Raw genomic sequence first — 22,384 nt, 5'->3', positions numbered from 1 at the left:
CAGGCGATGGTTCCGCGGCCCGGATCGGGATTGCCGGAAAACCGGCCGGGCGCGGCGAAATTTCCTCCCTGGCCTAAACTATCGTCGAATTCCGCCGACAGGTCATTTCGGGACGGCGCCTGTGCCGCCCGTGTTTGAGTATGGGGGGAATGATGGTCGCGATCTTCACCGGCGCTGGAACGGGGTTCGAGCGCGGTTCGGGAGGCGTCCTGGGATCGTCGGGCCTGCTGGGCTCGGCCGGCTTGGGGCGCGGCGGCGAGCAGGTTTTCCTCAACGCGGCCAATGGCAATCTGCTGATCAGCCGTCAGGACGAGTTCCTGGTCGGTCGCGGCCCGGACGCGGGCGTCGGCCGCACTTATAACAGCCTGGGCAATCACAGCGACGACAATGGCGACAACTGGCTGCAGAGCACGGACCGGCGCGTCTTCGGCCTGACGGGGGCGGCGAACAGCTGGGGCAGCACGGTCAAGCGGCGCTCGGCGGACGGCAGCGAGATCAGCTATGGCTGGGACGGCACGAGCTATGTCACGACCGATGGCGCGGGGAGCTTCGACCGGCTGCGCTACAACGGCTCGGGCTGGACCTGGACCGATGGCGACAGCCGCGTCACCGAGACCTATTCCGCTTTTGCCGAGTGATCTCGGGCGACGGCGCCTCGACGGTCTATGCCTATGAGGGCCATGGCCGGCTCTCGCGGGTCACGGTGGCACTGAGCCCGGGCGGCGGTGCCTATTCGACCTGGTACAGCTATGTCGGCGCGACGACCCTGGTGTCGCGGATCGGGCAGAGCGACGGCTCGATCCTCGACATCGGCTATGACGCGGTCGACCGCGTCACCAGCCCGGTCCAGACGGTCGCGTCGGGCGTCACTCGCACCACCGGCATCGCCTATGGCGTGGGATATGCCATCGTCACCGATCCCGCCGGCCAGGCGACCCGGCTCGATTATGCGCCGGGGAACCTGGTCCCGGACATCGCGACCTGGCCCAGGAGCAACCTGATGGCCGTGCCCGCCACGATCGATGGCGGCGCGGCGACCCGGTTCGAGGTCACGGACGCGGGCTTGGCCGCGATCAAATGGGCAGAACATCGCGACGGCGCGTGGCTATACCGCGTTCGGCGAACTGGCCTGGGAAGACGACGCTCATGGCCGGCGCACCGACTATGGCTATAACACGATGGGTCGGGTCCTCCAGATCCGGCGGCCCATGGTTTCCGTCGCCGCCGGGAACGGCGCGGTCTTGAGCATCCGCCCGACCGAGAATTTCTTCTACGACATCTCGGGCCGGCTGTTCTGCACGCAGGACGCAAACAGTGTGTGGATGGGCTCGGGGGTGAAGACCACGCGCCAGCTGCTGGCCGGCACCGGCTATGGCGATGGCGCGGCGCTGGTGGTGCGCGAATGGCATGCGGATCGGGCGTCGCCCAGTGACGGCATCCATGTCGCGATCCAAGCAGACCTTGCAGGACGGGAGCGCGGAGTATGATGCGGCGGGCAATATGCGGTCGATCGTGACGAGCTATCTGCCGGTGCAGGCGGATGGCAGCCTGTCCGGGACGGCGACGAGCCAGAGCTGGTGGTATCGCTATGACAGCATGAGTCGGCTGGTGATGACCAAGGGGATGCCGGTCGGCCCGCCGCTGCCATTCACGGCTCCGCGCAGCCCTTCCGGTCCGTGAACCATATCGGCATCGTCAGGCGCGTGCCCGCCACCACCGTCCGCACGCCGTGGCGCAGCGATGCACCGTGGAACCCGACCAGCGTTCCGGTCCGCGGCCGGATCGTCGCGCCGTTCTCGAAAAAGGTCTCGCCGCCGAGAAAGTCATCATTGAGATACAGGATCGCGGCATAGGTCGTTGTCTCCCGGGTCATGTCCAGATGGAGCGGCTGTCCGTCGCCCGGCGACCAGCGCACTATCTGCGTTTCCTCGGGATGGATCCCGGGGTCGCGGAAGAACTCGCGGAGACGCTCGGTCACGAGCCATCGGATGGCGCGCATCTGCCGCACGCTCCGATCGCCGGCCGGGGCCGCGACGCTCAGCTGGCCCAGGCGCAGGACGCGATGGGCGAAGGCCGGCTGGTCGTCGGCGCCGCCCAGGTGCCGGATATGCCGCGCGAAGCAGCCGATGAGCGCATGGCAGACGGCATCCGGCACGAGGCCCGGCGAGACGCAGATCACGGACGGGCGCGCGCTTCGGCGGGCGCGAGCTCCTCCCAGAGCCGCGCGAGATCGGGGGGAGACAGGTCTTCGGCCCATTGCCGCAATTCCACGATACGATCCGCGATAAAGGCTTCCCGCGTTCGGCCGTCCTGCGCCGCCGCGCGGCACGGCAAGTTGCGCCGCCATGGCTCGCTCCGCAGCAGCGTCTCCCGCAGCAGCGGCGTCAGCAGCGCGGAAAAGTCATGGGTGCAGCAGGTGAGCGTCAGCGCCAGCGAATAGTCTCCCGCCGTGCCCTGGTGCCAGGTGCCCGGCGGCAGATAGAGCACGTCGCCCGGCCGCAACAGGCATTGGTGCCAGGCGCTAGCCCCGGGTTCCGCCAGCGCGATCGCCGGATATCGCTCGCGGAAACGCTGGCGCCCCGCATCGGGGCAGGCGTCCATCCCCTCCGGTGGAAATGCCACCGCCGGGCCGTCTCCATAGCGCCAGTGCTTCTCGCCCTCGAGCTGCAGGATGAAGACCGATTGCGTGTCGAAATGCAGGCCGAACCCGCGCCCGGCCGGGGACAGATAGGCGTTGACGCAGACCGTGCCGGCAAGGCCCAGGGCCTGGTGCGTGTCCCGCGCGAGGTCGAGCAGCCTGGGCGCGCAGGTCTGGAGCTCGGTCACGCAGATCGTCTGCCCCTGCTCGAAGCGATGCCGGCAATCTGCCGCGTCGATATAGGGATAGCGGCCGGTGCCGTCGCTCTCGACCGAGTTGGCGCGAATGCTGTTCGGCGGAAGATGGTGGATCGCCCTGGCGAACGCCGCAAAATCCAGATCGAGCCCCTGGAAGCGTTCGGGGCTGCCATGAAACACCATGGAGCGCCGCTCCCAGACGCCGGCGACGAAGGCCGTCATGTCCAGCGGCTCTATCAGCTGCCGGAAGGTGGCGGCCTTGTCGCGAACGGCCATGGCGTCACCGATCATCCTGATGGATCCAGCCGTTCACCGTGAAGCGCGCCGCCCCGAACCCGTCGGTGGGCGCCCGGACGGGCAGAACCTCGTGCGGGATCGACGAGTCGAAGAATATCATCCGGTTCGCGATCGGCGGAAACGCCAGCGGGCCGCGCCACGCTCCCCTGGGCGCGAAGCGCAGCTCACCGCCAAGCGGCTGCAACGGCGAGCAGAAGAAATAGAAGACGAAGGTCAGCCGCCGGGTCCGGGTCGCCGGATGGCTGTTGTCATTGTGCCGGCGGAAGAAGCCGCCATTGCGGATGGCGGTCAGCTGAAACTCGAACCCGTGCTGCTCGAACGGCGGCCATCCGAGATGGTCGCAGACAAAGGGCAGATAGCGTTCGATGCGCCGCTCGAACAGCGCCAGGAACGGGCCCAGGTCGAAGAGCGTCTCGGCCGCGCGGAAGCTGCGATCGACATAGATGTCGGGCCGCTCGTTGCCGACGAGCGTGCCGACGCCGAAATCCGCTTCCCGCGACAGGACGAAATCGACAAGAGCCGAAATCTCGCCGGGCCCGAGAAACTCGTCGCAGGTGAGCACGGGCGCCGGATGCGCCCAGTCCTCGATCGTGGCGGCGGGCGCGCGCGGATCCCCCGTCCATTGCTTCAGCCAGCGCGCGGCGGCGACGGTCACCTTGTCGCCGGCGGGGTCCGGCAGATCCGATGCGATCGCGGCATGATGGGCCAGCAGCTCCGCAAGGCCGTGGCGCTGGAGCGTGGCGGACAGGTCAGGCTCGCTCAATCGATCCTCCCGCGAAAGTCTTCGGGAACAAAGTGGAAGAAGATCGAGATCGACATGTGCCCGGCGGGCAATGCGGGTCTCGAATGCGCGATTTCCCGGCCGCGGAAGATCAGTCCCTGCCCAAGGCGCTGGCGGATCGACCGGGGCTCGCCATCGCCATCGAGGTGGAGATGCAGGGGCCAGGGCGATGGCCCTTCGATGTCGGGCAGGTAATCGATCAACAGCGACAGGGTGAATGCGCATTGTTCCCGGTCGGTATGCCGGGGCAGCGTCGACCCCTCCGCATATGCGCCGAGATATAGGTAGGACGGCTTGACCGGCTCGCCGACGACCGCGGACATGATCGGGGTGAGCGCCTGATGCAGCGGGCGCGCCGCCGCTTCATTATGGGCGATCCAGCGGGTCGGGCATTGAGGGTCGCCATAGGGCAGCGCGGCGTGGCGGGCCATGTGGCGATAGCGCTGCCGGAGGAACGCGACGACCGCCGGGCACAGGAGGCCGGACAGCTCGGCATGCCCGCCCTCACGGAACGCCTGCATGGCCTGACGGAGCGTCCGCTCCCACGCCGCATGCGCGGCCGCGCCGGCATCGCCGTCGACCAGCACGCCCAGCGCCGCCAGCCGCTCCCGCAGCGGATCGGGAAGGCCGTCGATTTCCGCCGGATCGGTGGAGATCCGCCCGATCAGCGCCAGCATGGCCTTTTCCGCGGTGAACCGCGCCTCGATGCCGGTGACGGGATCGGGGACGACGACTTCATCGCCGGTGACGCGAAGCGCCTGGTTCAGCTGCAATCTCGCGGTGTCGTTGCGGATGAGCAGGCGATCGCGCCACAGCCCCGCCTCCAGATAGCTGGGCGGCGCGCCCAGGCCGGGCGCGCGGGGCTGGTGAAGTGAGAACGGGTCTCCTGGCGGGGGCGGGCTCACACCCGCCCCGCCTTTCCGCCCGAGATCGGCCTCGTGCCGGGGCGGAGTCACTTCGCACCTCATGTCCGGCGCTAGTTTTTCGGCTTGCGCTTGGCGCCCGGCACCGCGTCATCGCCGGGCTCCCGCGGCTGGGCGAGGTTGCCGGGATTGGACGGCGACACCTGGCCCGTTTCCGGATTGCCCGGGTTGCTGGGCGATACCTGCGGCGCCATGTCGCTGCCGGGAGGCGTGGGCGAGACCTGGGTGCCCGGGCCGGGCGGCACCCGCGACCGCAGATAATTGCCCGGATTGTACGGCGACACCTGGCTTCCGGGATTGTTTCCCGGATTCCACGGCGACACTTGCGGCGCCATGTTGTTGCCGGGGTTGGACGGCGACACCTGGCCCGTTTCCGGATTGCCCGGATTGCTGGGCGACACCTGCGGCGCCCGATGCGTGTCGGGCCAATGCACACCGGTGCCATGCCCGTCCACCAGCTGGCGGACCAGCTCGTCGGCCAGCGCATTCACGATCTTCCCGCTCACCGATCCGATGGTCGCGGATATCAGCCGTTGCGATACGGCCGCGTCGAGTGCGGCATCCCCGGTAGATTCTTCGCGTGCCTTCTTGAGTAGATTGGTGATCAGTCCTCGCTCGTTTGAAGATAGAACCCTATCATCGTCGAGTAATTCTGTGACTAGATTCGCCAATATGGATCTATTGCTCGCAGTGTTTTCCATTGATCGACTCGCATGCCAATGAAGTTGTTGTCATCGATAATTGTGCGGTTGCGGTCGAACAAGGTTTGCAAGGGTCTATTGCGTCCAAACATCGATTTCATTCGACGAAAAACGCCGGTCGATATTATGGTTGATAATGGCTTGACGATGAGGGGTGCTGTGAAGGTTTTGATATATATTGGAAAAATGTGAACAGGCGCGAGGCGGGGCGATTGCGCGCATGCCGAGGCCATGGGGCGGGATATCTCCGTATCGAAGACGATCGGGCGCTTTGAGGGCTTGCCGGCGCATCGGTGATCGCCGTGCCGGTTGTTCCGGCGCGCCGTTCGGTGGGGAAGGCAGCCCGCGCCTTCCCCTTTCCGGTTCAGAAGCTGCGATCGATGCTGCCTCTCACTGGCCGAGGCGATAGGAAACGGACACGAAGCCGAGCGGCTGGGTCTTGTGGGCGACGATCGGGCTGTCCTTCACTCTTCCGAGCAGCGTGGTGACGCCGCCGGTGGCGGCAAGGCTGATGCGGTCGGTCAGGCGATATTGGGCGGTCAGCATGGCCGAAGCGTCGCTGAACCCGCTCCCCGGGCGATATTGCCGCAGGCCCGAAGCGCGGGACTGCGCGGCGTTCACCCCGAAGAACCGATCGTTGTGCTTGCCGTCGGCCCAGCTCGCCGCGACGCTGGGAACGAGCATGAAGCGGGACGACACGAAGACCGGCCGGGAGAGGCTGGCATCCGCGATGAGGCCCTTGGTGCCCCCGGCGAAGCCCTTGGTCGCGCCGATCGTCGCGACGAAGCCCGCGGCCTTGAGGCTCATGAAGCCGCGCGCGCCGGCACCGAAGGAGAGCTCGCCGATCCCGCGGGGCGCGTCCTTGCTGCGATAGCCGGGCATCATTGCCACGCTCGCGCCGATCGTGACGTGATCCGTGTCGACGGCGTTGATGCCGATGCCGTTGCGCAGATTGGCGAAGAAGGGTCCCCACGCAATGTCGATCACGGGAAGAGGCAAGGCGCGATAATCCTCGGCGCCCGGATAGGCCGGACCATAGCCCATGCCGACGCCGATCACGACATGGTCGCCATTGCGCTGTTGCTGCGGCTGGACCTGGTTCTGGGATTGTGCCGCCGACGGGGCGCTCGAGAGCGTCAGAAGCGCGGTGGCGATCGCGAGGCAGAAGGGCGTGCTGATTGGACCGTTCACGGATACTCTCACAAAAATGGCTCCGCGGGGTTCGCGGGAGCGGTTGGGGATGGGATGGCGCGCGCGCCGGCATCGAGGCCGTCGCCAGCCGATGAAGATCGTGCGCCAGCCTCGGGCGCTGCGCGCGGGCAGGCGCCATGCGCTGCCTTGCCGGAAGCCCGCCGGCGCGAGGAATTCCTCGATCGCGGCGATCTGGCGCGGTTCATAGCCGGCGGCCCGGATGCGCTCGCGTTCGGCCGCCGGCAGGTCCCGGCCGTGAAGGCGGTACAGGATCGCGAAACGGCGAAGCGCTTCCAGGCGCGGGTTCGCCAGGGGCGAATGGGGACGGGGACCGAGCGGATAGAGCGCAAGCCGTTTCCTCGGCAGAATGCTCGACAATGGATCGCGGCAGGCGAGCGCGAGCACCGTGATTTCCAGGCTGGTCAGCGTTTCGTTGCGCACCGTCTGTCTCCTTTCCTGCCTGAGACACCGGCGCCTTCGACCACCCTCATCAAAAAAAATCGGCGCCTCCGCGCGCCGGGATCGGGGCCGCTCGTTACGCTCTCGGCACCGGATTGTTAGTGGCCGGCTCCAGGGCTAGTACCGCGGCATGTCGGAGGATGAGCGCGATGGGCAGAGTCTCGCCGGTGGCGGTCTGGTTCGGACCTTCACCGAGAGCCGCTCCGCATTGTCGCGCTATCTCTCGCTGCGCGGCGCGACCGCGGACGAGGCCGAGGACATTCTCCAGGAAGTTCATCTCAAGCTGCTGGAGGAGAGGATCGGCCCGGTCGCCGAGCCGCGCGCCTATCTCTATCGCATGACGAACAACCATTTCCTCGGATGGCGCCGCACCGCGGGGCGGCGCGTGCGGCGCGAGGAGGATTGGGTCGACGCGCATAGCGGGGAGGAACGGGAGATTGACGAGCGGCCTTCGGTCGAGGCGCATCTGATCGCCCGTGAGCAGCTCGCGCTCCTGCAGCGCGTGCTCGACGGGCTGCCGGAGCGGACCCGCACCATTTTCCGCCGCTTCCGGATCGACGGCGAACCCCAGCGCCGGATCGCCGCGGATCTCGGCATCAGCGTCAGCGCGGTCGAAAAGCATCTCGCCCGCGCCTATGAGGCCATTGCCGCCGCGAAGTTTCGGCTTGATGGGGATGGCGGCGGTTCGCGGCATCTCAGGATCGAGAGAGGTCGTCATGACATCTGAGGCACAGGACAGCGTGCGCGCCCGCGCCATCGAATGGCATATCCGACTGCGCCATGGCGACGATGCGGCATGGGAGGGATTCGCCGAGTGGCTGGCCGAGGACCCGCTCCACGCGGCGCTCTACGACGAGATCGAGCGGGCCGATCTCGCGCTGGAGCCGCTATTGCCCGGGGTGACCTTCCGGGAAGCGGCGAACGACGCCGACGCCGACGCCGATGCCGATGCCGATGCCGACCTCCGGCGACAGCGGCCGGGCTGGCGCTGGTGGGGGATCGGCGGCGGCGCGGCGGCCGTCGCTGCGCTGGCCTTGCTGCCGCCGGCGGCCAGCAGCCGGTACGAAGTGACGACCGAACCCGGGCAGCACCGGACGATCAGCCTGGAGGCGGGCACGCAGGTCACCCTCAACGGCGCGACGCGCATGCGCTTCGACCGCAAGGATCCGCGCTTCGCTTCGCTGGAAGCCGGGGAGGCGCTGTTCCAGGTCCAGCATGACGGCGCCAGGCCGTTCACGCTCGAGGTCGCCGGCCGCAAGGTCGTGGATGTCGGCACCGTGTTCAACGTGGTGCGGGACGCGGCGGCGGTTCGCGTGGCGGTCGCCGAGGGCAAGGTGCTCTACGAGTCCGGGGGGCGGAAGATTTCCCTGGATGCCGGGCAGGCGGTGTTCGATCCGTCTTCGGCCGGGACTCCCCGGGTGTCTCGCGCCGCGATCGGTTCGGTCGGCGGCTGGCGGACGGGGCGGCTCGTCTATTCCGGGGAGCCCTTGTCGCAGGTGGCGGCGGATCTCGGCAGGGCGCTCGGCCTGCGCATCGCCGCCGCTCCCGATATCGCGGACCGCCCGTTTTCCGGTGCGATCGCCCTGCGCGGCACCGGCCCCGACGAGCTCAAGCGCCTGACGCCGGCCCTGGACGTGACGGTTGCGCCGAGCGCCGGAGGCTGGACGATGACCGCTGCCGGTGCGGAACGTTAACTGGGCGGCACTCGCCGCGGCTTCCTTTTTCGGTGTCGGCATCGCGCACGCGCAGCGGTTCGACGTTCCGCCCGGCCGCCTGGGCGCGGTCGCGGCCGCCCTGGGCGAGCAGGGCGGCGCCACCATCGCGGTGACCGACCCGGACCTTGCCGCCCGGCGCTCCCCCGGCGTCAGGGGCAATGTGTCCCTGCGCGCCGCGCTCGACCGCGCCTTGCGGGGGACTGGCGCGGAAGCGATATTCTACGACCGCAATACCGTCCGCATCGTGCGGAAACGCGTGCCGGCGAAGCAGGTCCAGAGGCGCCCGTCGCCGCCCGCTCCGCCGGACCTGCCCGACTGGGCGCCGGAAATCGTCGTCACCGCCAGCAAGCAGTCGATCCCGATCGACAGCTATCCGGGCTCGGTCAAGCTGGTCGCGCTCGATCCCGGCTGGGTGGCGCGCAATGCCGCCGGGGGCACGGCCGCGATCACCAAGCTGCTGCCCTCGGTCGGGTCCACCAATCTGGGCTCGGCGCGCAACAAGCTGTTCATTCGCGGCATCGCGGACAGCAGCTTCAACGGCCCGACCCAGGCCACGGTCGGCCAGTATCTCGGCGACGTGCGGCTCAACTACAACGCGCCGGACCCGAACCTGAACCTCTATGACATGCAGCGCATCGAAGTGCTGGTGGGGCCGCAGGGCACGCTTTACGGCGCGAGTTCGCTTGGCGGCATCATCCGCCTCGTGCCCAACGAACCGGACACGCATGCACTGTCGACGACGGTGTCCGCCGGGGTCAGCGGCACCCGGCTCGGCGGCGTGGGGGGCGATGGCGCCACGATGCTCAACCTGCCGATCGCCAATGGCCGGGTCGCCGTCCGCTTCGTCGCGTTCGCCACGCGCGAGGCGGGGTATATCGACGCGCCCGCGCGCGGTCGGCGAAACATCAACAATACGACCAGCTATGGCCAGCGCATGGCCTGGCGCGTCGAGGATCTGTGGGGCTTCACCGTCGATTTCGGCAGCGCCACCCACAACACGTCCACCCAGGACGGGCAGTATACGGTGCGCGGCGATCCGCCGCTGACCCGGGACAATGCGATCGCCCAGCCCTTCAGGAACACCTATTACCTGGCCTATCTCACCGCGCGCCGGAAGTTCCGGCGTGCCGAGCTGGTCTCGACCACGTCGATCGTCCGCCACGACTTGCGGACCATCTTCGACGCGACGGGCCATGACGGCTCCGGGGCGCCCGCGCGCTACGAGGAAAACAACAATATCACGCTCTTCAACCAGGAGACGCGGCTGTCCGGCGGCGGCGCGCGCTATCCCTGGGTGGTGGGCATTTCGAGCATCTACAACATCAGCGCATCGTCCCGTTCGCTCGGCCCTCCCGAGGCGCCCGCACGGATCGCGGGCGTTCTCAACCAGCAGGCGGAGGCCGCCATATTCGGCCAGCTCTCGCGGCCGTTGTTCCGTCGCCTCACCGGCACGATCGGCGGCCGAGTGACGTTCGCGCGCAACGTCGGCAATCTGCTCGACAGCCCGGTGGAGAAGTCGAAGGAGCCGTTCATCAATGAGCTGCGCTTCTCGCCGACCGTGGCGCTGGACTGGCACCCGAGCAGGAACTTCTCGGCCTTCCTTCATTACCAGCAGGGATATCGGGCCGGCGGCCTGGCCGTGGCGCCGTCCGGATCCGCGCTGGAATCCCGCAAGTTCGCGACCGACGACCTGATCATGAGCGAGTTCGGCATTCGCCTGGGCAACCAGGAGCGCGACCGCCTGTCGGTCCGCGCCGCCTTCTTCTATGCCGACTGGAACAATATCCAGGCCGACCTCATCGACCGCTCGGGCCTTCCCTATACCGCCAATATCGGCAGCGGGAGGATCTATGGCCTGGATGGCGATATCATATGGCGCGCGTCGCCGGACCTGACGATCACCGCATCGGCCTTCCTGAATAACAGCGATCTCTACGCGCCCGCGCCGGAGTTCGTCGCTCCGGGCGAGCGGACCCTGCCGAACGTCGCGCGCAACGGCGCGCGCGCCGTTGCGGCCTGGCGGCGCGAGATCGCGTCGGGCATCACGCTCAGCGGCGAGGCCTCTCTGCGTCATGTCGGAGCGTCGCGGCTCGGCGTCGGGCCGCTGCTCGATATCCCGCAGGGGAATTATTCCGTGGGCGACATTGGCAGCCGCCTGGGCTTTGGCAGGTTCGGCATCTCGCTGGACGTCACGAACCTCGGCGACGTCCGCGGCAACAGCTTCGCCTTTGGCAACCCGTTCGGCCTGGCCCAGCGCAATCAGATGACGCCGTTGCGGCCGCGGACCATCCGCCTGGGCCTCGACGCGCGCTTCTGAAGGTTCCGCGCGCCTATTCCGGCTCGATCATGGGCCGGTCCTTCACGCGTCCGGCGCGGTTGGAGCCGGGCAGCCAGTTGCGCAGCAGGGGCAGATAGGTCAGCGGCAGCAAGGCGATGTGCGCGGCGATGGTGAGTGCCGCCACCAGCGCGATCGCGCGCGAGGTATCCGATCCGGCGCCCAGCGCGAATATCGTCGCGCCGGCAAACAGCGCGTCCTTGTTCGGGAACAGCGGCAGGCGCGAAAGCATCAGGCGGACCGTGGCAAGCAGCAGCAGCCAGGCCACCGTGGCCTGGGGGACGAGCACGTGCCACATCACCGCGAGCAGCAGGATCGACAGGAACAGACGCAGCAGATGGGCGGCGAAGATCTGCCAGAGCTGGCGGCTCGACAGGCCGAACAGCGCGTTGCGGAACAGGAAGATCGCCAGCGAGACGAGAGTCACCAGCCCGATGGATATGCCCAGCGCGCGCAGCCAGCCGGTATCGATCAGCGACCAGAGCATCGGTGCCGTCGCCGCCATCATGGCCAGCGTCGCGACGTTGCCGGCGGCGGCGGAGAGAATGGCGACGTCCTTCACCGCGGCGGCCGCGCTGGCGCCGCCCCCGTGCTGGCGCACCCATAGATAGAGTTGCGCATCGCCCGAATAGCCGAGCAGCAGCTCGTTCGCGACCTGCTTGCGCAGCAACGGCAGCATGCCGCTCGGCGGCAGGCGCCAGAGCTTGCGATAGATCAGCCATTCCACGCCCGGGACGAGCAGGTACGAAGCGATGAAGGCCAGCCAGAACAGCGGGTCGCCGGGCGTGGACCGCAGCAGGTCGCCGAAATCCAGCCCGCGAACGGCGAACACGATGGCGCCCAGCGTGACGACCGACAGCGCGATGCCGAGCCAGCGCAGCACGCGCTGGCGCTGCGGGTGCTCCTGATCGGACCTCGGATCCTCGGGCATCGGGTGGTTTTCCATCACGGATGCGTCCGTCTCACCAATTGACGGAAATGCCAAGGCGCGCGCTGCGCGGCCGCAACGGCGTCGCCTGGTCGCGCACGACGAGCGTGAAGGGATTGCCGAAGGCAAACCGGTTGGCGGCGGCATTGAAGAGATTGTCGATATCGAGCGATACTTCGACGCGGCCGATGCGCGCGCCCGCCGAAGCGCCCATCACCCAATAGCGGCCCTGGCTGATGTCGAGGAAATCGCCCGTACCGAGCACCGAGCGCCCGACATAATTGGCGGTCATGCCGAAACGCGGCGCGAAACGATGGGAGGGCGCGCTATAGGAGAGGCTGGCGGCGGCGGCGAGCGGCGGTGTTTCCGGAAGGCGCCGGTTGTCGCGCCGGGAGGCATTGGCGATCGGCCCGGTCACCTGGTTGGCGGTGAAGAAGATCGATCCGCCGGCATGGAGGCCGGCGATCGGCACCCAATCGAAATTGGCCTCGATCGCGCGGATCCGGGCGTCGCCGATATTCGCGGTATAGGGCTGCCCGCGCTGGGTGATGAGGTCGGCCTGGATATTGCGCCAGTGCGCGGTCGACAGATCCAGCGAGAAGGCGAGGCCGGTCGGGCCGGCGCGCAGCTTGCGAAGGCCGATTTCGCCCACCTGGATGACATCGGAAAGATAGTCCGCGACGCGGCCCGTCCCCGCCGCGACCGCGAGGCCGCCGGTGCGGTAGCTCGTCTGAAAGCGGCCGAACATCGCGAGCATGGGGGCCAGCCGCCAGGAGAAGGCGAGGGTGGGATCGATCCGGTGCGTCGATCGCCCCTTGGTGAAGCTGCCGCCGCGCGGGGTGCTGGAGGGTTCGCCGTCGTTGCGGCCCATGGTGGCGCGCGCGCCCAGGGTCAGCGAGATATCGTCGAACACCGCGAAGCTCGCCTCGCCGAACAGGGAGGCGGCGCGCGACACGTTGGTGACGCCGATCAGCGAACGATCCGTGGCCGAGGTTTCGAGCGCGCGCGAGAGAATGTCGCGATCGCTGACCAGCGCGAAGCCGACCACCCAGGAATTGCCGTTGCCGAGCGAGCGCGAGAGGCGGGTCTCGTGGCTGACGAGCAGCTTGTCGCGGTCGGCGCGATATCGCGTCGTCGGCCCCGGGCCGCGCGGCGAGGCGTCGAACTGTTCGACCGAATGCTGCGCGACGATGCCGTTCGCGATGATCAGGCGCAAGCCGCTGTCCCAGTCCTTCGAAGCGACGACGCGGCCCAGCCAGAGCGCGCTGTGAAAGGGCTGTGCGAGGCGCGAATAGCGCACCAGGGACTTGCCGGCGGCGTCGGAATATTGGCCGTCGCGCATGTCGATCGACTGGATCGCGCCGCTGGCCTCGACGCGCCAGCCGACGCCCGGATCGAGGCGCAGCGCCAGCCGGCCGCCGGTGGTGTCGACGCGATTGGTGTTGCGCAGGCGCCGGGTCGCATCGTCGATATAGCCGCCGTCGCGCACGCGATAGGCGACCGCGCGCAGGCCCAGCCGGTCCCGCACCACCGGCACGTTGACGATCCCGGCCATGTCGAACCCGGGCTCGCTATCGTCGGTGACGGTGGTGCCGGCGATCATCGACGCGGACGTGTCGGTCACGCTGGCCGGATTGGAGGTCAGCCGGATCACGCCGCCGATCGCTCCCGAGCCGTAGAGCGTGCCCTGCGGCCCTTCGAGCACGTCGATGCTGCGCATGTCGTAGAGCCGCAGTCCCGCGTCCGGGCCGGAATAGTTCAACTGGACGTCGTCGAAATAGACGCTGGTCGGCGATTGGGTGCTGCCGTTGAAGCTGCTGTCGGCGACGCCCCGGATGAAGACCTTGTTGCGGCCGGGGCCGAGCAGGGTGCTCTGCAGGATCGGAGTGGAGCCGGCGATGTCCGACAGGCTGTTCCCCGAGGGTGCCGGTATGTCGCTGCCGCGCAGGGTGGTCAGGCTGCCCGGATAGCGGAGCAGCGGCACGCGCTGCTTGTTGGCCTCGACGACGATCTCGTCGGAGTCCGCGGGTTCCGTGGCCGGCGCGGGCGCCGGCTTGGGCCTCTGCCTGGGTCGTGGCGGAAGGGGAACGGGGGCGATACGCACACGCACGACGCGATATCCGTGACCGGCGCGCTCCGCCTTGTAGCCGGTGCCGGCGAGCAGGCGGGAGAGCGCCGCGGCCAGATTGGGAACGCCGCTGATCGCGACCGTGCGCACCCGCGACAAGCCGGGCTCGGTACTGATGATCTCCACGCCGGCCTGGCGCGAGAGCATCAGCAATGCCTGGTCGAGCGTCGTCGCCGGTATCGTCAGCGTGGCCCGCTGCGCGCATGCGGGCGGGGACGGCAGCGCCAGCAGCAGCGCGAGCGCCGGCGCCCATGCCGTGGCCCTATGGCGTTTCCGACAATATCCAGCGATTGCCCTCACGTCGCGACGTTGCCCTGATCAGTTCGGCCAGATGCGGTACGTCGCGATCGGCAGCTCCGGTGAAGCGGACCATGCCCGTAAAGGGTTTGTTGGACAAGTTCGGGGCAAGTACCAATTCGGTACCGTAGAGGCGCGTCAGCGCCGCCGCCACATCGCCCACCTGGGCGCCGTCGAAGGAAAGGCTGCCCGTGCGCCATCCGCCGACCAGCGCCGGCGCCAGGCGCGAGCGCGCGATCTTTCCGCTCCCCCGGTCGAGCGCCACCGCGTCCCCGGCGCCGAGGCGCAGCGCCTCGCGCTCCGGCCGGACCATGACCGAGCCCTCGGCCACGGCGACATGGACTCGCTTGTCCGCCACGGCGAGGTCGAACACCGTGCCGAGGTCGCGCACCGCGACGCCGCCGGCGTCGACCGTGAACGGCCGGGCCGCGTCGTGGCGCACATGGAATACCGCCTCGCCGCGATCGAGCGACGCGACGCGATCGTCGGCGCGGTCGAGCCGGATCGAAGTGCCGCCGCCAAGCTCGATGCGCGTGCCGTCCCCGAGCGTCACCGTCCTGCGCTCGCCATTGGCCGTGGCGACGACATAGGTGCTCGACGCCGGCTTGAGCAGGCCCGGCTGGAGCGCCGCCACCGCGAGCGCCGCGGCGACCGCGCCGCCGCCGAGCGCCCACCGCCAGCGGCGCGGCGCGGGCGGATTGTCGTTGTCGGCGACGGGCGCGGGGGCCGGGGCGAACGCCGCCGCGTCCAGCAGCCGGTCGCCGATTGCCAGGCGGTCATAGGCCTCGGCATGCGCGGGATCCGCCTCCAGCCAGGCGACGAACGCCGCCCAGCCGCTTTCGTCCGCTTCGGCGAGCCGCAAGTGCCAGGCGATCGCCTGATCGACGATGCCCACTCGGTCAGCCGTCATTGCTGCCCCCTTTCGTCTCGCCCGAAGCATCGGGCTCCGACAGCGAATCGTGAATTTTGCGATAGGCACGCGCCAGCAGCTTCTCGACGCCGCTCACGCTGATACCCAGATGCTCCGCGACCGCCCGTTGCGGCTGCTCCTCCAGCCTGAACATGCGCAGCGCCGTCGCCATGCGCTCGGGCATCGCGGCGATCGCCCGCTCCAGCGCCCGCCGATCGTCCGCCGCGGCCATCGTGCTTTCCGGGTCGGCGATCGCGGGCGGCGGCGACTGCGCCGCGAGCCACGCACCGTCGCGCGCCACGCGGCGCGCGGCCGCGATGCGGCGATCCGTCGCGTGGTTCGCGGCCATCCGGTACAGGAAGGCCGCGGGCTGCGCGATCGGCGCCTGAACCTGGTCGAGCTTCAACCATAGGTCCTGGAGTGCATCTTCGGCATCGTCGCGACTACCCAGCCGCGCGGCCAGAAGCCGCCGCAACATGGGCCGCTGCGCAATGAAAATGGCCTTCAGATCTTCTTGCGACACTTTCGCGCCGACCCTCCGCTCGTCCGGGGAACGCCATCCCTGCGCGCGCAGCCATGTCGGCGATCGGGAGTTTGATCAAGGTCTCCGCTTCACGGCACCGCGCGCCGGCGATCGTGTCGTCCGCGCGCGTGCCGGCGCCGGGGTGGCACATCACCAGATGCATGCCGCGCCCGCCGCGCAGGAAACGGTGGAAGAGCCGGGCATAGTCCCTGGCGAAATCATAATGGCCGCCGAAGCTGTCATTGGTCGCGATGCCATAGGCGGCGGCGGCGCGGCGGAAGCCCCTGGTGTGGAAGCTGCTGCCGATCGCCTTGCCCAGGAAAGGGCGTTGCACCATCGAGGAGAACCGGTCCGAGCAGGCGCGGACCCAGCTCTGGGGCGCCCGGCAGGCGACTTCGGCGAGCACGATCTCGCGTATGCCGGGCAGGGCATGCGCATGCTGGTGGCCGTCCACGAAATCGGGCGCGCGGCCCATCGCCTGGACGAACGCCGCGAACTGCGCGCGGATCTCGTCGGCGATCTCGCCGAACGGCAGGTTCCAGCGCGCCGCCCTGCGCTGAAGCGTGTTGATGTCGGGCAGCACGCCGCGCGGCGCGAGCTCCGGCATCGCCGTGAGCGGCCGCTCGCCGGTGAGGGTGAGGTGCAGGCCGATCTGGACATGCGGCGGCACCGTGCGGAGCAGCAGGCTGTCCTCGTGCCAGCCCGGCATGCCGGTCATGCAGCTGATGGCGTTGAGCTTGCCCGCCTTGGCGAGCTCGACGATCGTCTCGCTCACCCCCCGCGAATAGGCGAAATCGTCAGCGCACAGAATGAGTCGGGACAAGCTCGGTCTCCTCGATCTGCTGGAACTGGCGCTCGCGGATGCACTGGCTGAGCAGCCGGCGTCGGCGGAGGCGCCGTGAAAGGAAGGAATAGAAGAACCAGTCGCCCGCCCAGGGCGCGGTGACGGAATAGGTCAGCCGCTCGAGCAGGTTCCAGCGGATCGAATGGCGATCGCGCTCGCGGGGCGACGGCATGCACCAGAATGCCTCGGAATAGAGCATCCTGCCCCTGGGCATCATGCGGTGGACCACCTCATGATCCTCCAGCACGAAGTTCCAGCGATCGGGATCGAAGCCGCCCACGGCGCGCAGCGTCGCGGTGCAGAAGGCCTGGCCGGCGCCGCCGGCGTGCGACTGGCGCGGCAGCAGGCGGGCGGCCAGGCGAATCGTTCCCGCCCGCGCCGCGCGGTCGTCCGCGTTCGCGCCGGGGTCGACGAAATAGGCGCCGGCAGTCACGCAATTGCGCCGCGACAGCAGCTCGCCCGCGGTGGCGAGATAGTGCGGCGGATACAGCGTGTCGGCGTCGCAGGTCGCGGTCCAGCGCGTGCGGGACCAGCCGAAACCGGCACGCAGCGCGGAAACCTTGCCGGGCGTGCGCTCGGTGACCAGCATATAGTCGAGGCGATGCCTGCGCGCCGCCGCCTCCGCGACGGCCGCGCTGCCGTCGGTCGAGCCGTTGTCGACCAGGATCAGCCGGAAGGGCACGATCTGCCGCGCGAGGCTGGCGATGGTGTCGGCGAGAAGCTCCCGCTCGTTGAAGAACGGGACGATCACGGTCCAGTCCACGGCGGCGTCTTCCGCGCCGCGGCGCATCGATAGCGGCAACTCGCGTTCCAGATCGACGTACATATTCCGTCCCAATCCCCGGCAACCTCTCGAGATCGAGCGCGGCGGCGGCGGGATTTCTCGCCCGGCGTCGCGTTTCGCTCTCCCCGATATCGCCCTGACGACACCGCGAGAGGCGATCCCCACATCGCTTCCCGAAAATAGTTTCCATGACGGCGCGGGCCGGACCGCATAGGATTTGGCGGGGCCGAACGGTGAAGGGCGAGGGGAATGACGAGGGGGCAGGCGCGCCGGAACGCGGTGTGGTTCCTGATTCTGCTGGTGTTCGCGGTGGCGGTGCGCTGGCGCGATTTCGGCAATCCGGCGATCCATGTCGACGAGCAATATTATCTGCTCGTCGGCGACCGGATGCTGCACGGGGCGCTACCCTATCTCGACATCTGGGACCGCAAGCCGGTCGGGCTGTTCCTCCTCTTCGCCGCCATGCGGCTGCTGCCCGGTGACGGCATCCTCGCCTATCAGCTGGTCGCGACGCTGTGCGCGGCGGCGGCGGGGCTGATCGTGGCGCTGGGCGCGCGGCGCCTGGGCGCCCGCCCCCTCGGCGCGCTGCTCGCCGCCTGCGCCTATGTGTTGTGGCTGTCGTTCCTGAGCGGGCGCGGCGGCCAGACGCCGGTCTATTACAATCTGCTGATGGCGGCGGGGGGATATCTGGTCCTGTGCCTGCCCGAGCGGGCGCGCCGCCGCGAGATCGGCGCGATCATCCTCAGCGGCGCGGTCGCCTGCCTGCTCGCCGGCCTCGCCATCCAGATCAAGTACACGCCGCTGGTGGAGGGGGCGTTCTTCGGGCTCGCTCATCTCTGGTATCTCCACCGGGCCGGCGCGCGGCCGGCGCTCACCCTTGGCGCCGGCATCCTGTGGGCGGCGCTCGGCATCGCGCCTACCTTGGCCGCGATCCTCTATTTCGAGGCGCTGGGCCCGGCGGCGTTCGACAGCTTCTGGTTCTCCAACTTCGCCTCGATCGCCCTGCGAAGGGGCTATCCGGCCGGCAAGATCGCCGCGCGGCTGGCGGGAACGACGGCGCAGCTCTCGCCCTTCATCCTGGCCGCCATCCTCGCCCGCCGCTTCGCCGATCGGCGCGAGGAACTGGCGCTCTGCTTCGCCTGGCTGGCGGCCGCGCTGATCGCCTTCGCGATGATCGGCGCGTTCTTCGATCACTATGCGCTGCCGCTGCTCGCGCCGCTGGCGATGATCGCCGGCCCGGCGCTGGGCGCGTCGCGGCTGGCCCAGGGCTTCGCCGCGCTCGCCGCGCTCGCGCTGGGGGTCTTTCATCTCTCGACCGAGCACGATTATCGCACGGGCATCTATGCGGCGGCGCGGGAGATCGAGGCGCATTCGCAGGCCGGCTGCCCCTATGTCTTCGCCGGGGATTCGGCGCTCTATGTCCTCGCGCATGCCTGTGTCCCCACGCGCTACGCCTTTCCCTCCACCCTGGCCTATGCCGCCGAGCAGGGCGCGACCGGCACCGACGAGGCGGCGGAAGTCCGCCGGATCGTCGCGGGGCGGCCGCCGGTGATCGTCACGCTGGATGCGCCGCTGTCGCCCTGGAACGCGGACAGCAAGGCCGTGATCGATGCGGCGTTGCGGCGCGACTATGCGCTCGCGCTGTCGCAGCCGCGCGAGGACGAGCGCCTCCTCGTCTATGTCCGCCGTGACCTGCCGGCGCGCCGATGAGGATTTTTCGCGGGCGGAAGTGAGAGTCGGTCCGTGCCGCGTCGTCTGACCCCGGGAAGACGATGGGGGATGGCGCGGAATGCACTGCACGCGGATTGGGATCGCCTTGGCAATCGCCTGGACTGCAATCGCCTCCGCGTCGGCGGCGAGCGCGCAGATCGGCGAGGATTCGGATTTTTGCCGGAACGGCCATGGCCCGGCCATCCAGGTCAATGTCCAGGGACTGAAGGATCGCAGCGGCGAACTCTGGCTCGAGCTCTATCCGGCGAACGAAAGCGACTATCTGCGCTCCGACACGGACCTGGTCGCCGAGGGGAAGGTCTTCCGCCGGACCCGGTCGCGTCTGCCCAACGCGGGCAATGTGGCGATCTGCGTGCGGGTCCCGCAGCCGGGCACCTATGCGGTCCTGCTCCGGCACAACCGCGTGGGGCGCGACAAATTCTCCTTCTGGAGCGACGGCGCGGGCATACCCGCGAACCGGGCGCTGGTGCGCAGCAAGCCGACCATCGAGCAGGCCAGGGTGGTCGCCGGCGCCGGCATCACGACCGTGAACGTGCAGATGCAGTATCTGCACGGTTTCGGCTTCTCGCCGCGGAGCTGACGTGATCGGCGGCATCTTCGATCGGTACTGGGGCGCGAAGATCGCGGTCCGGTTCGCCGTGATCGTTTCGATCATTCCGGCGATCCTTGCCCTGGAGAATCTGCGCCGCCTGCTCGCGGAAGTGGAAAAGAGCAGCGACGCGATGGCGCTGCTGGTCCGGCTCAGCGTCGCGCTGGTCCCGGAGCATCTGAGCGCCGCGGTGCCCGTGGCGCTGATGCTGGCCTCGGCGCTCACCGTGCGGCAGATGATCCTGCGCGGCGAATGGCAGATCGCGGCGGCGGCGGGCATGAGCCGCCTGCGCATCATGGCGGTTCCGCTCGCCTTCGCGGCGCTCGTCGCCGGCGCTCAGTTCGCCATCCGGTTCGAGCTGCGGCCCGCCGGCGAGCGGGCGCTCGACGCCATCTACCATGAGCTCCAGACGGGGGAGCATGGATTGCCCCTGCCGGTCGGCCAGCCGATCGAGCTCGATGCCGGGACCACGATCTTCGTCGGCGGCATCGGAGGCGGGGGCACGCGTCATCTCGAGGATGTCGTCGTCCGCCGCGGCGAGGACAGCTTCAGCGCGCCCCGCGCCGATATCGGCTTCTCGCCGGACGGCGGCGTGCGATTGCGGCTCCGCAACGGTGTCGGCGTGATCGGCGCGGGGCCGGGCCAGGCCCGCGCCGTTCGCTTCGATCGCATGGATTTTTCCGGCAGACCGCCCGCGAGCGGCGTGGTCGACAATGATGCGATGCATCAGTTCGACATGCTTTCGGGCGGCGCCCTGCTGCAAAAGGCGCGCGACGGGACGCCCCTGGAGCGCCGCCTGGCGCTGACCGCGCTGGTGATGCGGGCGGACAGCGTGCTGTTCTGCCTCCTCATCCCCTGGTTCGCGATCCTGCTGGGCAAGCCGCCCCGGCGCAAGGAAAGCGCGGCCGGGATCCTCGTGGCGATCGTGCTCGTCGTGCTGCATCTGAAGCTCGCGGCGTCGATCGAGGCCAATTTCGCCGCCCATGTCCTCTTGGCCGAGATGCTGAACCTGGGGTTGTGGACGGCGGCCGCCGCCGGGCTGGTCTATCTGGAGCAGGCCCATGGCGAGGGGGTCGTGGACGTGCTCGTCGCGCGCCTGGTGGAACCCCTGCGGCGGCTGCGGCGCGACCGGCGCGCCCTGCGGGGCCGCCCCGCGGCGCCCCGGGTCGGCGGAGCGGAGGTCGTTCCCTTCTCTCCCGGTTCCCGCCGCCCGGCCATGGGCGGCAGCTTCGTGCCCGGTCCGGAACGTTCCGTCTCGGCGGTGCCGCTTCCCAAGGCCGCCGCGCGCTGAGCCGCTGCCCGGCCGGGCCTGGACAGCGATTCGGATCGAGCCAAGTCTTGCATCGATCCATCGCGGCTTTGGTTTGGACGGCATGCCGCGGACTCAATAGCTAGCGATCGAACCAAGACCGCCCTCGAGCGATGGGCGGCGACTAGGAGACGATCGTGACGAGCTGGAATCCGGTTGAAATGGCACGCAGCCTCGGCGGCGGCCTCCTGTCCTTTCCGGTCACGCATTTCGATGCCGATGGCGGCTTTGTCGAGCATGCCTATCGCGAGCATTGCGCCTGGATGCTGTCGCACGAGCTGTCGGGCCTGTTCGCCGCCGGGGGCACCGGCGAGTTCTTCTCGCTGACGCCGGCCGAGGTCGTCACCGTCGTCGCCGCCGCGGTGGCGGAGGCGGCGGGCAGGCTGCCGGTGATCTCGGGCTGCGGCTATGGCACCGCCATCGCCACCGAGATCGCCCGGGGCGCGGAAAAGGCGGGCGCGGACGGCCTGTTGCTGCTGCCGCCCTATCTGGTCGGCTCGAGCCAGGAAGGGCTGGCCGCGCATATCGAGGCGGTTTGCCGCTCCACCGGCCTGGGCGTGATCGTCTATAATCGTGACAATGCGGTGGTGAACGACGAGACCCTGGCCGGCCTGTGCGAGCGCAACCCCAATCTGGTCGGCTTCAAGGACGGCGTGGGCGATATCGAGCTGATGACCCGCATCTTCGCGCGGATGGGCGATCGGCTCACCTATATCGGCGGCCTCCCGACGGCCGAGACCTTCGCGACCCCCTATCTCACCATGGGCGTCACCACCTATTCCTCGGCGATCTTCAACTTCATGCCCGAATGGGCGCTGGACTTTTATCGCGCCGTCCGCGCCGGCCAGCAGGACGAGGTGATGGCGCGGCTCAAGGCGTTCGTGCTGCCCTATATCGCGCTGCGCAACCGGGGCCGCGGCTATGCGGTGTCGATCGTCAAGGCCGGCATGCGCGTGGTCGGGCGCGATGCCGGACCGGTGCGCACGCCGCTCACCGACCTCACCGCCGCCGAGCATGACGAACTGCGGGCCCTGGTGGAGCGCGTCTCCGCCAAATCCGTCGTCCACGCGGCGTGACAGCACGCACGGAGGTGCGATAGACCCG

24 protein-coding genes are annotated in these 22,384 nt (G+C 68.9%); 12 read left to right on the top strand and 12 right to left on the bottom strand.

Features of this window, described 5'->3' with window-relative positions; translation table 11 throughout:
* Positions 1-152: 152 nt before the first annotated feature.
* From OMP43_RS10860 to OMP43_RS10845, 4 genes are read left to right on the top strand one after another with little or no spacing between them, the layout of a single operon-like run.
* Complete coding sequence (locus tag OMP43_RS10860; RefSeq protein ID WP_280279741.1) at positions 153-638, top strand: hypothetical protein; 486 nt, start codon at positions 153-155, stop codon at positions 636-638.
* Positions 635-1,174, top strand: coding sequence for a hypothetical protein (locus OMP43_RS10855; RefSeq protein ID WP_280279740.1), 540 nt, complete (start codon positions 635-637; stop codon positions 1,172-1,174). The genes OMP43_RS10860 and OMP43_RS10855 overlap by 4 nt, the downstream gene beginning before the upstream one ends.
* A 4-nt stretch (positions 1,175-1,178) precedes the next feature.
* The gene (locus OMP43_RS10850; protein WP_280279739.1) at positions 1,179-1,487 is read left to right on the top strand and encodes a hypothetical protein; all 309 of its coding nucleotides are present in this window, start codon (positions 1,179-1,181) and stop codon (positions 1,485-1,487) included.
* A 13-nt stretch (positions 1,488-1,500) separates the two neighbouring features.
* On the top strand, positions 1,501-1,680 hold the full coding sequence (locus OMP43_RS10845; protein ID WP_280279738.1) for a hypothetical protein: 180 nt from the start codon (positions 1,501-1,503) through the stop codon (positions 1,678-1,680).
* Here OMP43_RS10845 and OMP43_RS10840 read toward each other — a convergent pair.
* The 6 genes from OMP43_RS10840 to OMP43_RS10815 all read right to left on the bottom strand — a co-directional run bounded on the left by OMP43_RS10840 (position 1,649) and on the right by OMP43_RS10815 (position 6,728).
* Positions 1,649-2,179 (bottom strand): hypothetical protein, encoded by a 531-nt coding sequence (locus OMP43_RS10840; protein WP_280279737.1) that lies wholly within the window; start codon positions 2,177-2,179, stop codon positions 1,649-1,651. The genes OMP43_RS10845 and OMP43_RS10840 overlap by 32 nt on opposite strands.
* On the bottom strand, positions 2,176-3,126 hold the full coding sequence (locus OMP43_RS10835) for a cupin domain-containing protein (RefSeq protein WP_280279736.1): 951 nt from the start codon (positions 3,124-3,126) through the stop codon (positions 2,176-2,178). Before OMP43_RS10835 ends, OMP43_RS10840 begins: the two co-directional genes overlap by 4 nt.
* On the bottom strand, positions 3,116-3,895 hold the full coding sequence (locus OMP43_RS10830; RefSeq protein ID WP_280279735.1) for a 2OG-Fe(II) oxygenase: 780 nt from the start codon (positions 3,893-3,895) through the stop codon (positions 3,116-3,118). Before OMP43_RS10830 ends, OMP43_RS10835 begins: the two co-directional genes overlap by 11 nt.
* Positions 3,892-4,818, bottom strand: coding sequence for a hypothetical protein (locus OMP43_RS10825; RefSeq protein WP_280279734.1), 927 nt, complete (start codon positions 4,816-4,818; stop codon positions 3,892-3,894). The genes OMP43_RS10830 and OMP43_RS10825 overlap by 4 nt, the downstream gene beginning before the upstream one ends.
* 71 nt (positions 4,819-4,889) lie before the next feature.
* Positions 4,890-5,342 carry a hypothetical protein gene (locus OMP43_RS10820; RefSeq protein ID WP_280279733.1) on the bottom strand — a complete coding sequence of 151 codons (453 nt, stop codon included), beginning with the start codon at positions 5,340-5,342 and terminating at the stop codon, positions 4,890-4,892.
* A gap of 585 nt (positions 5,343-5,927) precedes the next feature.
* On the bottom strand, positions 5,928-6,728 hold the full coding sequence (locus tag OMP43_RS10815; RefSeq protein ID WP_280279732.1) for a MipA/OmpV family protein: 801 nt from the start codon (positions 6,726-6,728) through the stop codon (positions 5,928-5,930).
* Positions 6,729-6,875: 147 nt separating this feature from the next.
* Here OMP43_RS10815 and OMP43_RS10810 point away from each other — a divergent pair, with 147 nt between their 5' ends.
* Genes OMP43_RS10810 through OMP43_RS10795 form a run of 4 tightly spaced genes read left to right on the top strand, consistent with a single transcriptional unit; the run spans position 6,876 to position 11,219 of the window.
* Positions 6,876-7,289 (top strand): hypothetical protein, encoded by a 414-nt coding sequence (locus OMP43_RS10810; RefSeq protein WP_280279731.1) that lies wholly within the window; start codon positions 6,876-6,878, stop codon positions 7,287-7,289.
* A 28-nt stretch (positions 7,290-7,317) separates the two neighbouring features.
* Entirely contained in the window at positions 7,318-7,914 is a 597-nt protein-coding gene (locus OMP43_RS10805) for a sigma-70 family RNA polymerase sigma factor (protein ID WP_280279730.1), read from the top strand.
* Complete coding sequence (locus OMP43_RS10800) at positions 7,904-8,881, top strand: FecR domain-containing protein (protein WP_280279729.1); 978 nt, start codon at positions 7,904-7,906, stop codon at positions 8,879-8,881. Before OMP43_RS10805 ends, OMP43_RS10800 begins: the two co-directional genes overlap by 11 nt.
* Complete coding sequence (locus OMP43_RS10795; RefSeq protein WP_280279728.1) at positions 8,868-11,219, top strand: TonB-dependent receptor; 2,352 nt, start codon at positions 8,868-8,870, stop codon at positions 11,217-11,219. The genes OMP43_RS10800 and OMP43_RS10795 overlap by 14 nt, the downstream gene beginning before the upstream one ends.
* A gap of 13 nt (positions 11,220-11,232) precedes the next feature.
* On the opposite strand, the gene OMP43_RS10790 is transcribed toward OMP43_RS10795, so the two are convergent.
* The 6 genes from OMP43_RS10790 to OMP43_RS10765 are packed head-to-tail and all read right to left on the bottom strand — an operon-like array spanning position 11,233 to position 17,693.
* Positions 11,233-12,168 carry a hypothetical protein gene (locus tag OMP43_RS10790; RefSeq protein ID WP_280279727.1) on the bottom strand — a complete coding sequence of 312 codons (936 nt, stop codon included), beginning with the start codon at positions 12,166-12,168 and terminating at the stop codon, positions 11,233-11,235.
* Between the two features lie 31 nt (positions 12,169-12,199).
* Positions 12,200-14,593, bottom strand: coding sequence for a TonB-dependent receptor (locus tag OMP43_RS10785; RefSeq protein WP_348538604.1), 2,394 nt, complete (start codon positions 14,591-14,593; stop codon positions 12,200-12,202).
* Positions 14,556-15,500 carry a FecR domain-containing protein gene (locus OMP43_RS10780; protein WP_280279726.1) on the bottom strand — a complete coding sequence of 315 codons (945 nt, stop codon included), beginning with the start codon at positions 15,498-15,500 and terminating at the stop codon, positions 14,556-14,558. Before OMP43_RS10780 ends, OMP43_RS10785 begins: the two co-directional genes overlap by 38 nt.
* Positions 15,490-15,978, bottom strand: coding sequence for a sigma-70 family RNA polymerase sigma factor (locus OMP43_RS10775; RefSeq protein WP_280279805.1), 489 nt, complete (start codon positions 15,976-15,978; stop codon positions 15,490-15,492). Before OMP43_RS10775 ends, OMP43_RS10780 begins: the two co-directional genes overlap by 11 nt.
* The gene (locus OMP43_RS10770; protein ID WP_280279725.1) at positions 15,944-16,846 is read right to left on the bottom strand and encodes a ChbG/HpnK family deacetylase; all 903 of its coding nucleotides are present in this window, start codon (positions 16,844-16,846) and stop codon (positions 15,944-15,946) included. The genes OMP43_RS10775 and OMP43_RS10770 overlap by 35 nt, the downstream gene beginning before the upstream one ends.
* Positions 16,821-17,693 (bottom strand): glycosyltransferase family A protein, encoded by an 873-nt coding sequence (locus OMP43_RS10765; RefSeq protein ID WP_280279724.1) that lies wholly within the window; start codon positions 17,691-17,693, stop codon positions 16,821-16,823. The genes OMP43_RS10770 and OMP43_RS10765 overlap by 26 nt, the downstream gene beginning before the upstream one ends.
* A 207-nt stretch (positions 17,694-17,900) precedes the next feature.
* Between OMP43_RS10765 and OMP43_RS10760 the strand changes: the two genes are divergently transcribed.
* From OMP43_RS10760 to kdgD, 4 genes are all read left to right on the top strand, one after another.
* A complete protein-coding gene (locus OMP43_RS10760; RefSeq protein ID WP_280279723.1) occupies positions 17,901-19,361 on the top strand; it encodes a hypothetical protein in 1,461 nt (486 codons plus the stop codon).
* Between the two features lie 106 nt (positions 19,362-19,467).
* Complete coding sequence (locus tag OMP43_RS10755; RefSeq protein WP_280279722.1) at positions 19,468-19,962, top strand: DUF2141 domain-containing protein; 495 nt, start codon at positions 19,468-19,470, stop codon at positions 19,960-19,962.
* Position 19,963: 1 nt separating this feature from the next.
* Positions 19,964-21,262, top strand: coding sequence for an LptF/LptG family permease (locus OMP43_RS10750; RefSeq protein ID WP_280279721.1), 1,299 nt, complete (start codon positions 19,964-19,966; stop codon positions 21,260-21,262).
* 179 nt (positions 21,263-21,441) lie between these two features.
* A complete protein-coding gene (kdgD, locus tag OMP43_RS10745) occupies positions 21,442-22,356 on the top strand; it encodes a 5-dehydro-4-deoxyglucarate dehydratase (protein WP_280279720.1) in 915 nt (304 codons plus the stop codon).
* The last annotated feature ends 28 nt before the right edge of the window (positions 22,357-22,384 follow it).

The organism is Sphingomonas sp. CBMAI 2297 (assembly GCF_029870595.1).
Classification (GTDB): Bacteria; Pseudomonadota; Alphaproteobacteria; order Sphingomonadales; family Sphingomonadaceae; genus Sphingomonas.
Note: the sequence above shows the minus strand (reverse complement) of the source record. Positions and strands in the feature narration are given on the sequence as shown.

Bases quoted from the DNA above. Each gene is read 5' to 3' on its own strand.
- OMP43_RS10780 (WP_280279726.1), bottom strand. From the start codon at position 15,500: ATGACGGCTGACCGAGTGGGCATCGTCGATCAGGCGATCGCCTGGCAC.
- OMP43_RS10775 (WP_280279805.1), bottom strand. From the start codon at position 15,978: ATGTTGCGGCGGCTTCTGGCCGCGCGGCTGGGTAGTCGCGACGATGCC.
- OMP43_RS10765 (WP_280279724.1), bottom strand. From the start codon at position 17,693: ATGTACGTCGATCTGGAACGCGAGTTGCCGCTATCGATGCGCCGCGGC.
- OMP43_RS10800 (WP_280279729.1), top strand. From the start codon at position 7,904: ATGACATCTGAGGCACAGGACAGCGTGCGCGCCCGCGCCATCGAATGG.
- OMP43_RS10835 (WP_280279736.1), bottom strand. From the start codon at position 3,126: ATGATCGGTGACGCCATGGCCGTTCGCGACAAGGCCGCCACCTTCCGG.
- OMP43_RS10850 (WP_280279739.1), top strand. From the start codon at position 1,179: ATGGGTCGGGTCCTCCAGATCCGGCGGCCCATGGTTTCCGTCGCCGCC.
- OMP43_RS10790 (WP_280279727.1), bottom strand. From the start codon at position 12,168: ATGCCCGAGGATCCGAGGTCCGATCAGGAGCACCCGCAGCGCCAGCGC.
- OMP43_RS10860 (WP_280279741.1), top strand. From the start codon at position 153: ATGGTCGCGATCTTCACCGGCGCTGGAACGGGGTTCGAGCGCGGTTCG.
- OMP43_RS10805 (WP_280279730.1), top strand. From the start codon at position 7,318: ATGTCGGAGGATGAGCGCGATGGGCAGAGTCTCGCCGGTGGCGGTCTG.
- kdgD (WP_280279720.1), top strand. From the start codon at position 21,442: ATGGCACGCAGCCTCGGCGGCGGCCTCCTGTCCTTTCCGGTCACGCAT.
- OMP43_RS10845 (WP_280279738.1), top strand. From the start codon at position 1,501: ATGCGGTCGATCGTGACGAGCTATCTGCCGGTGCAGGCGGATGGCAGC.
- OMP43_RS10760 (WP_280279723.1), top strand. From the start codon at position 17,901: ATGACGAGGGGGCAGGCGCGCCGGAACGCGGTGTGGTTCCTGATTCTG.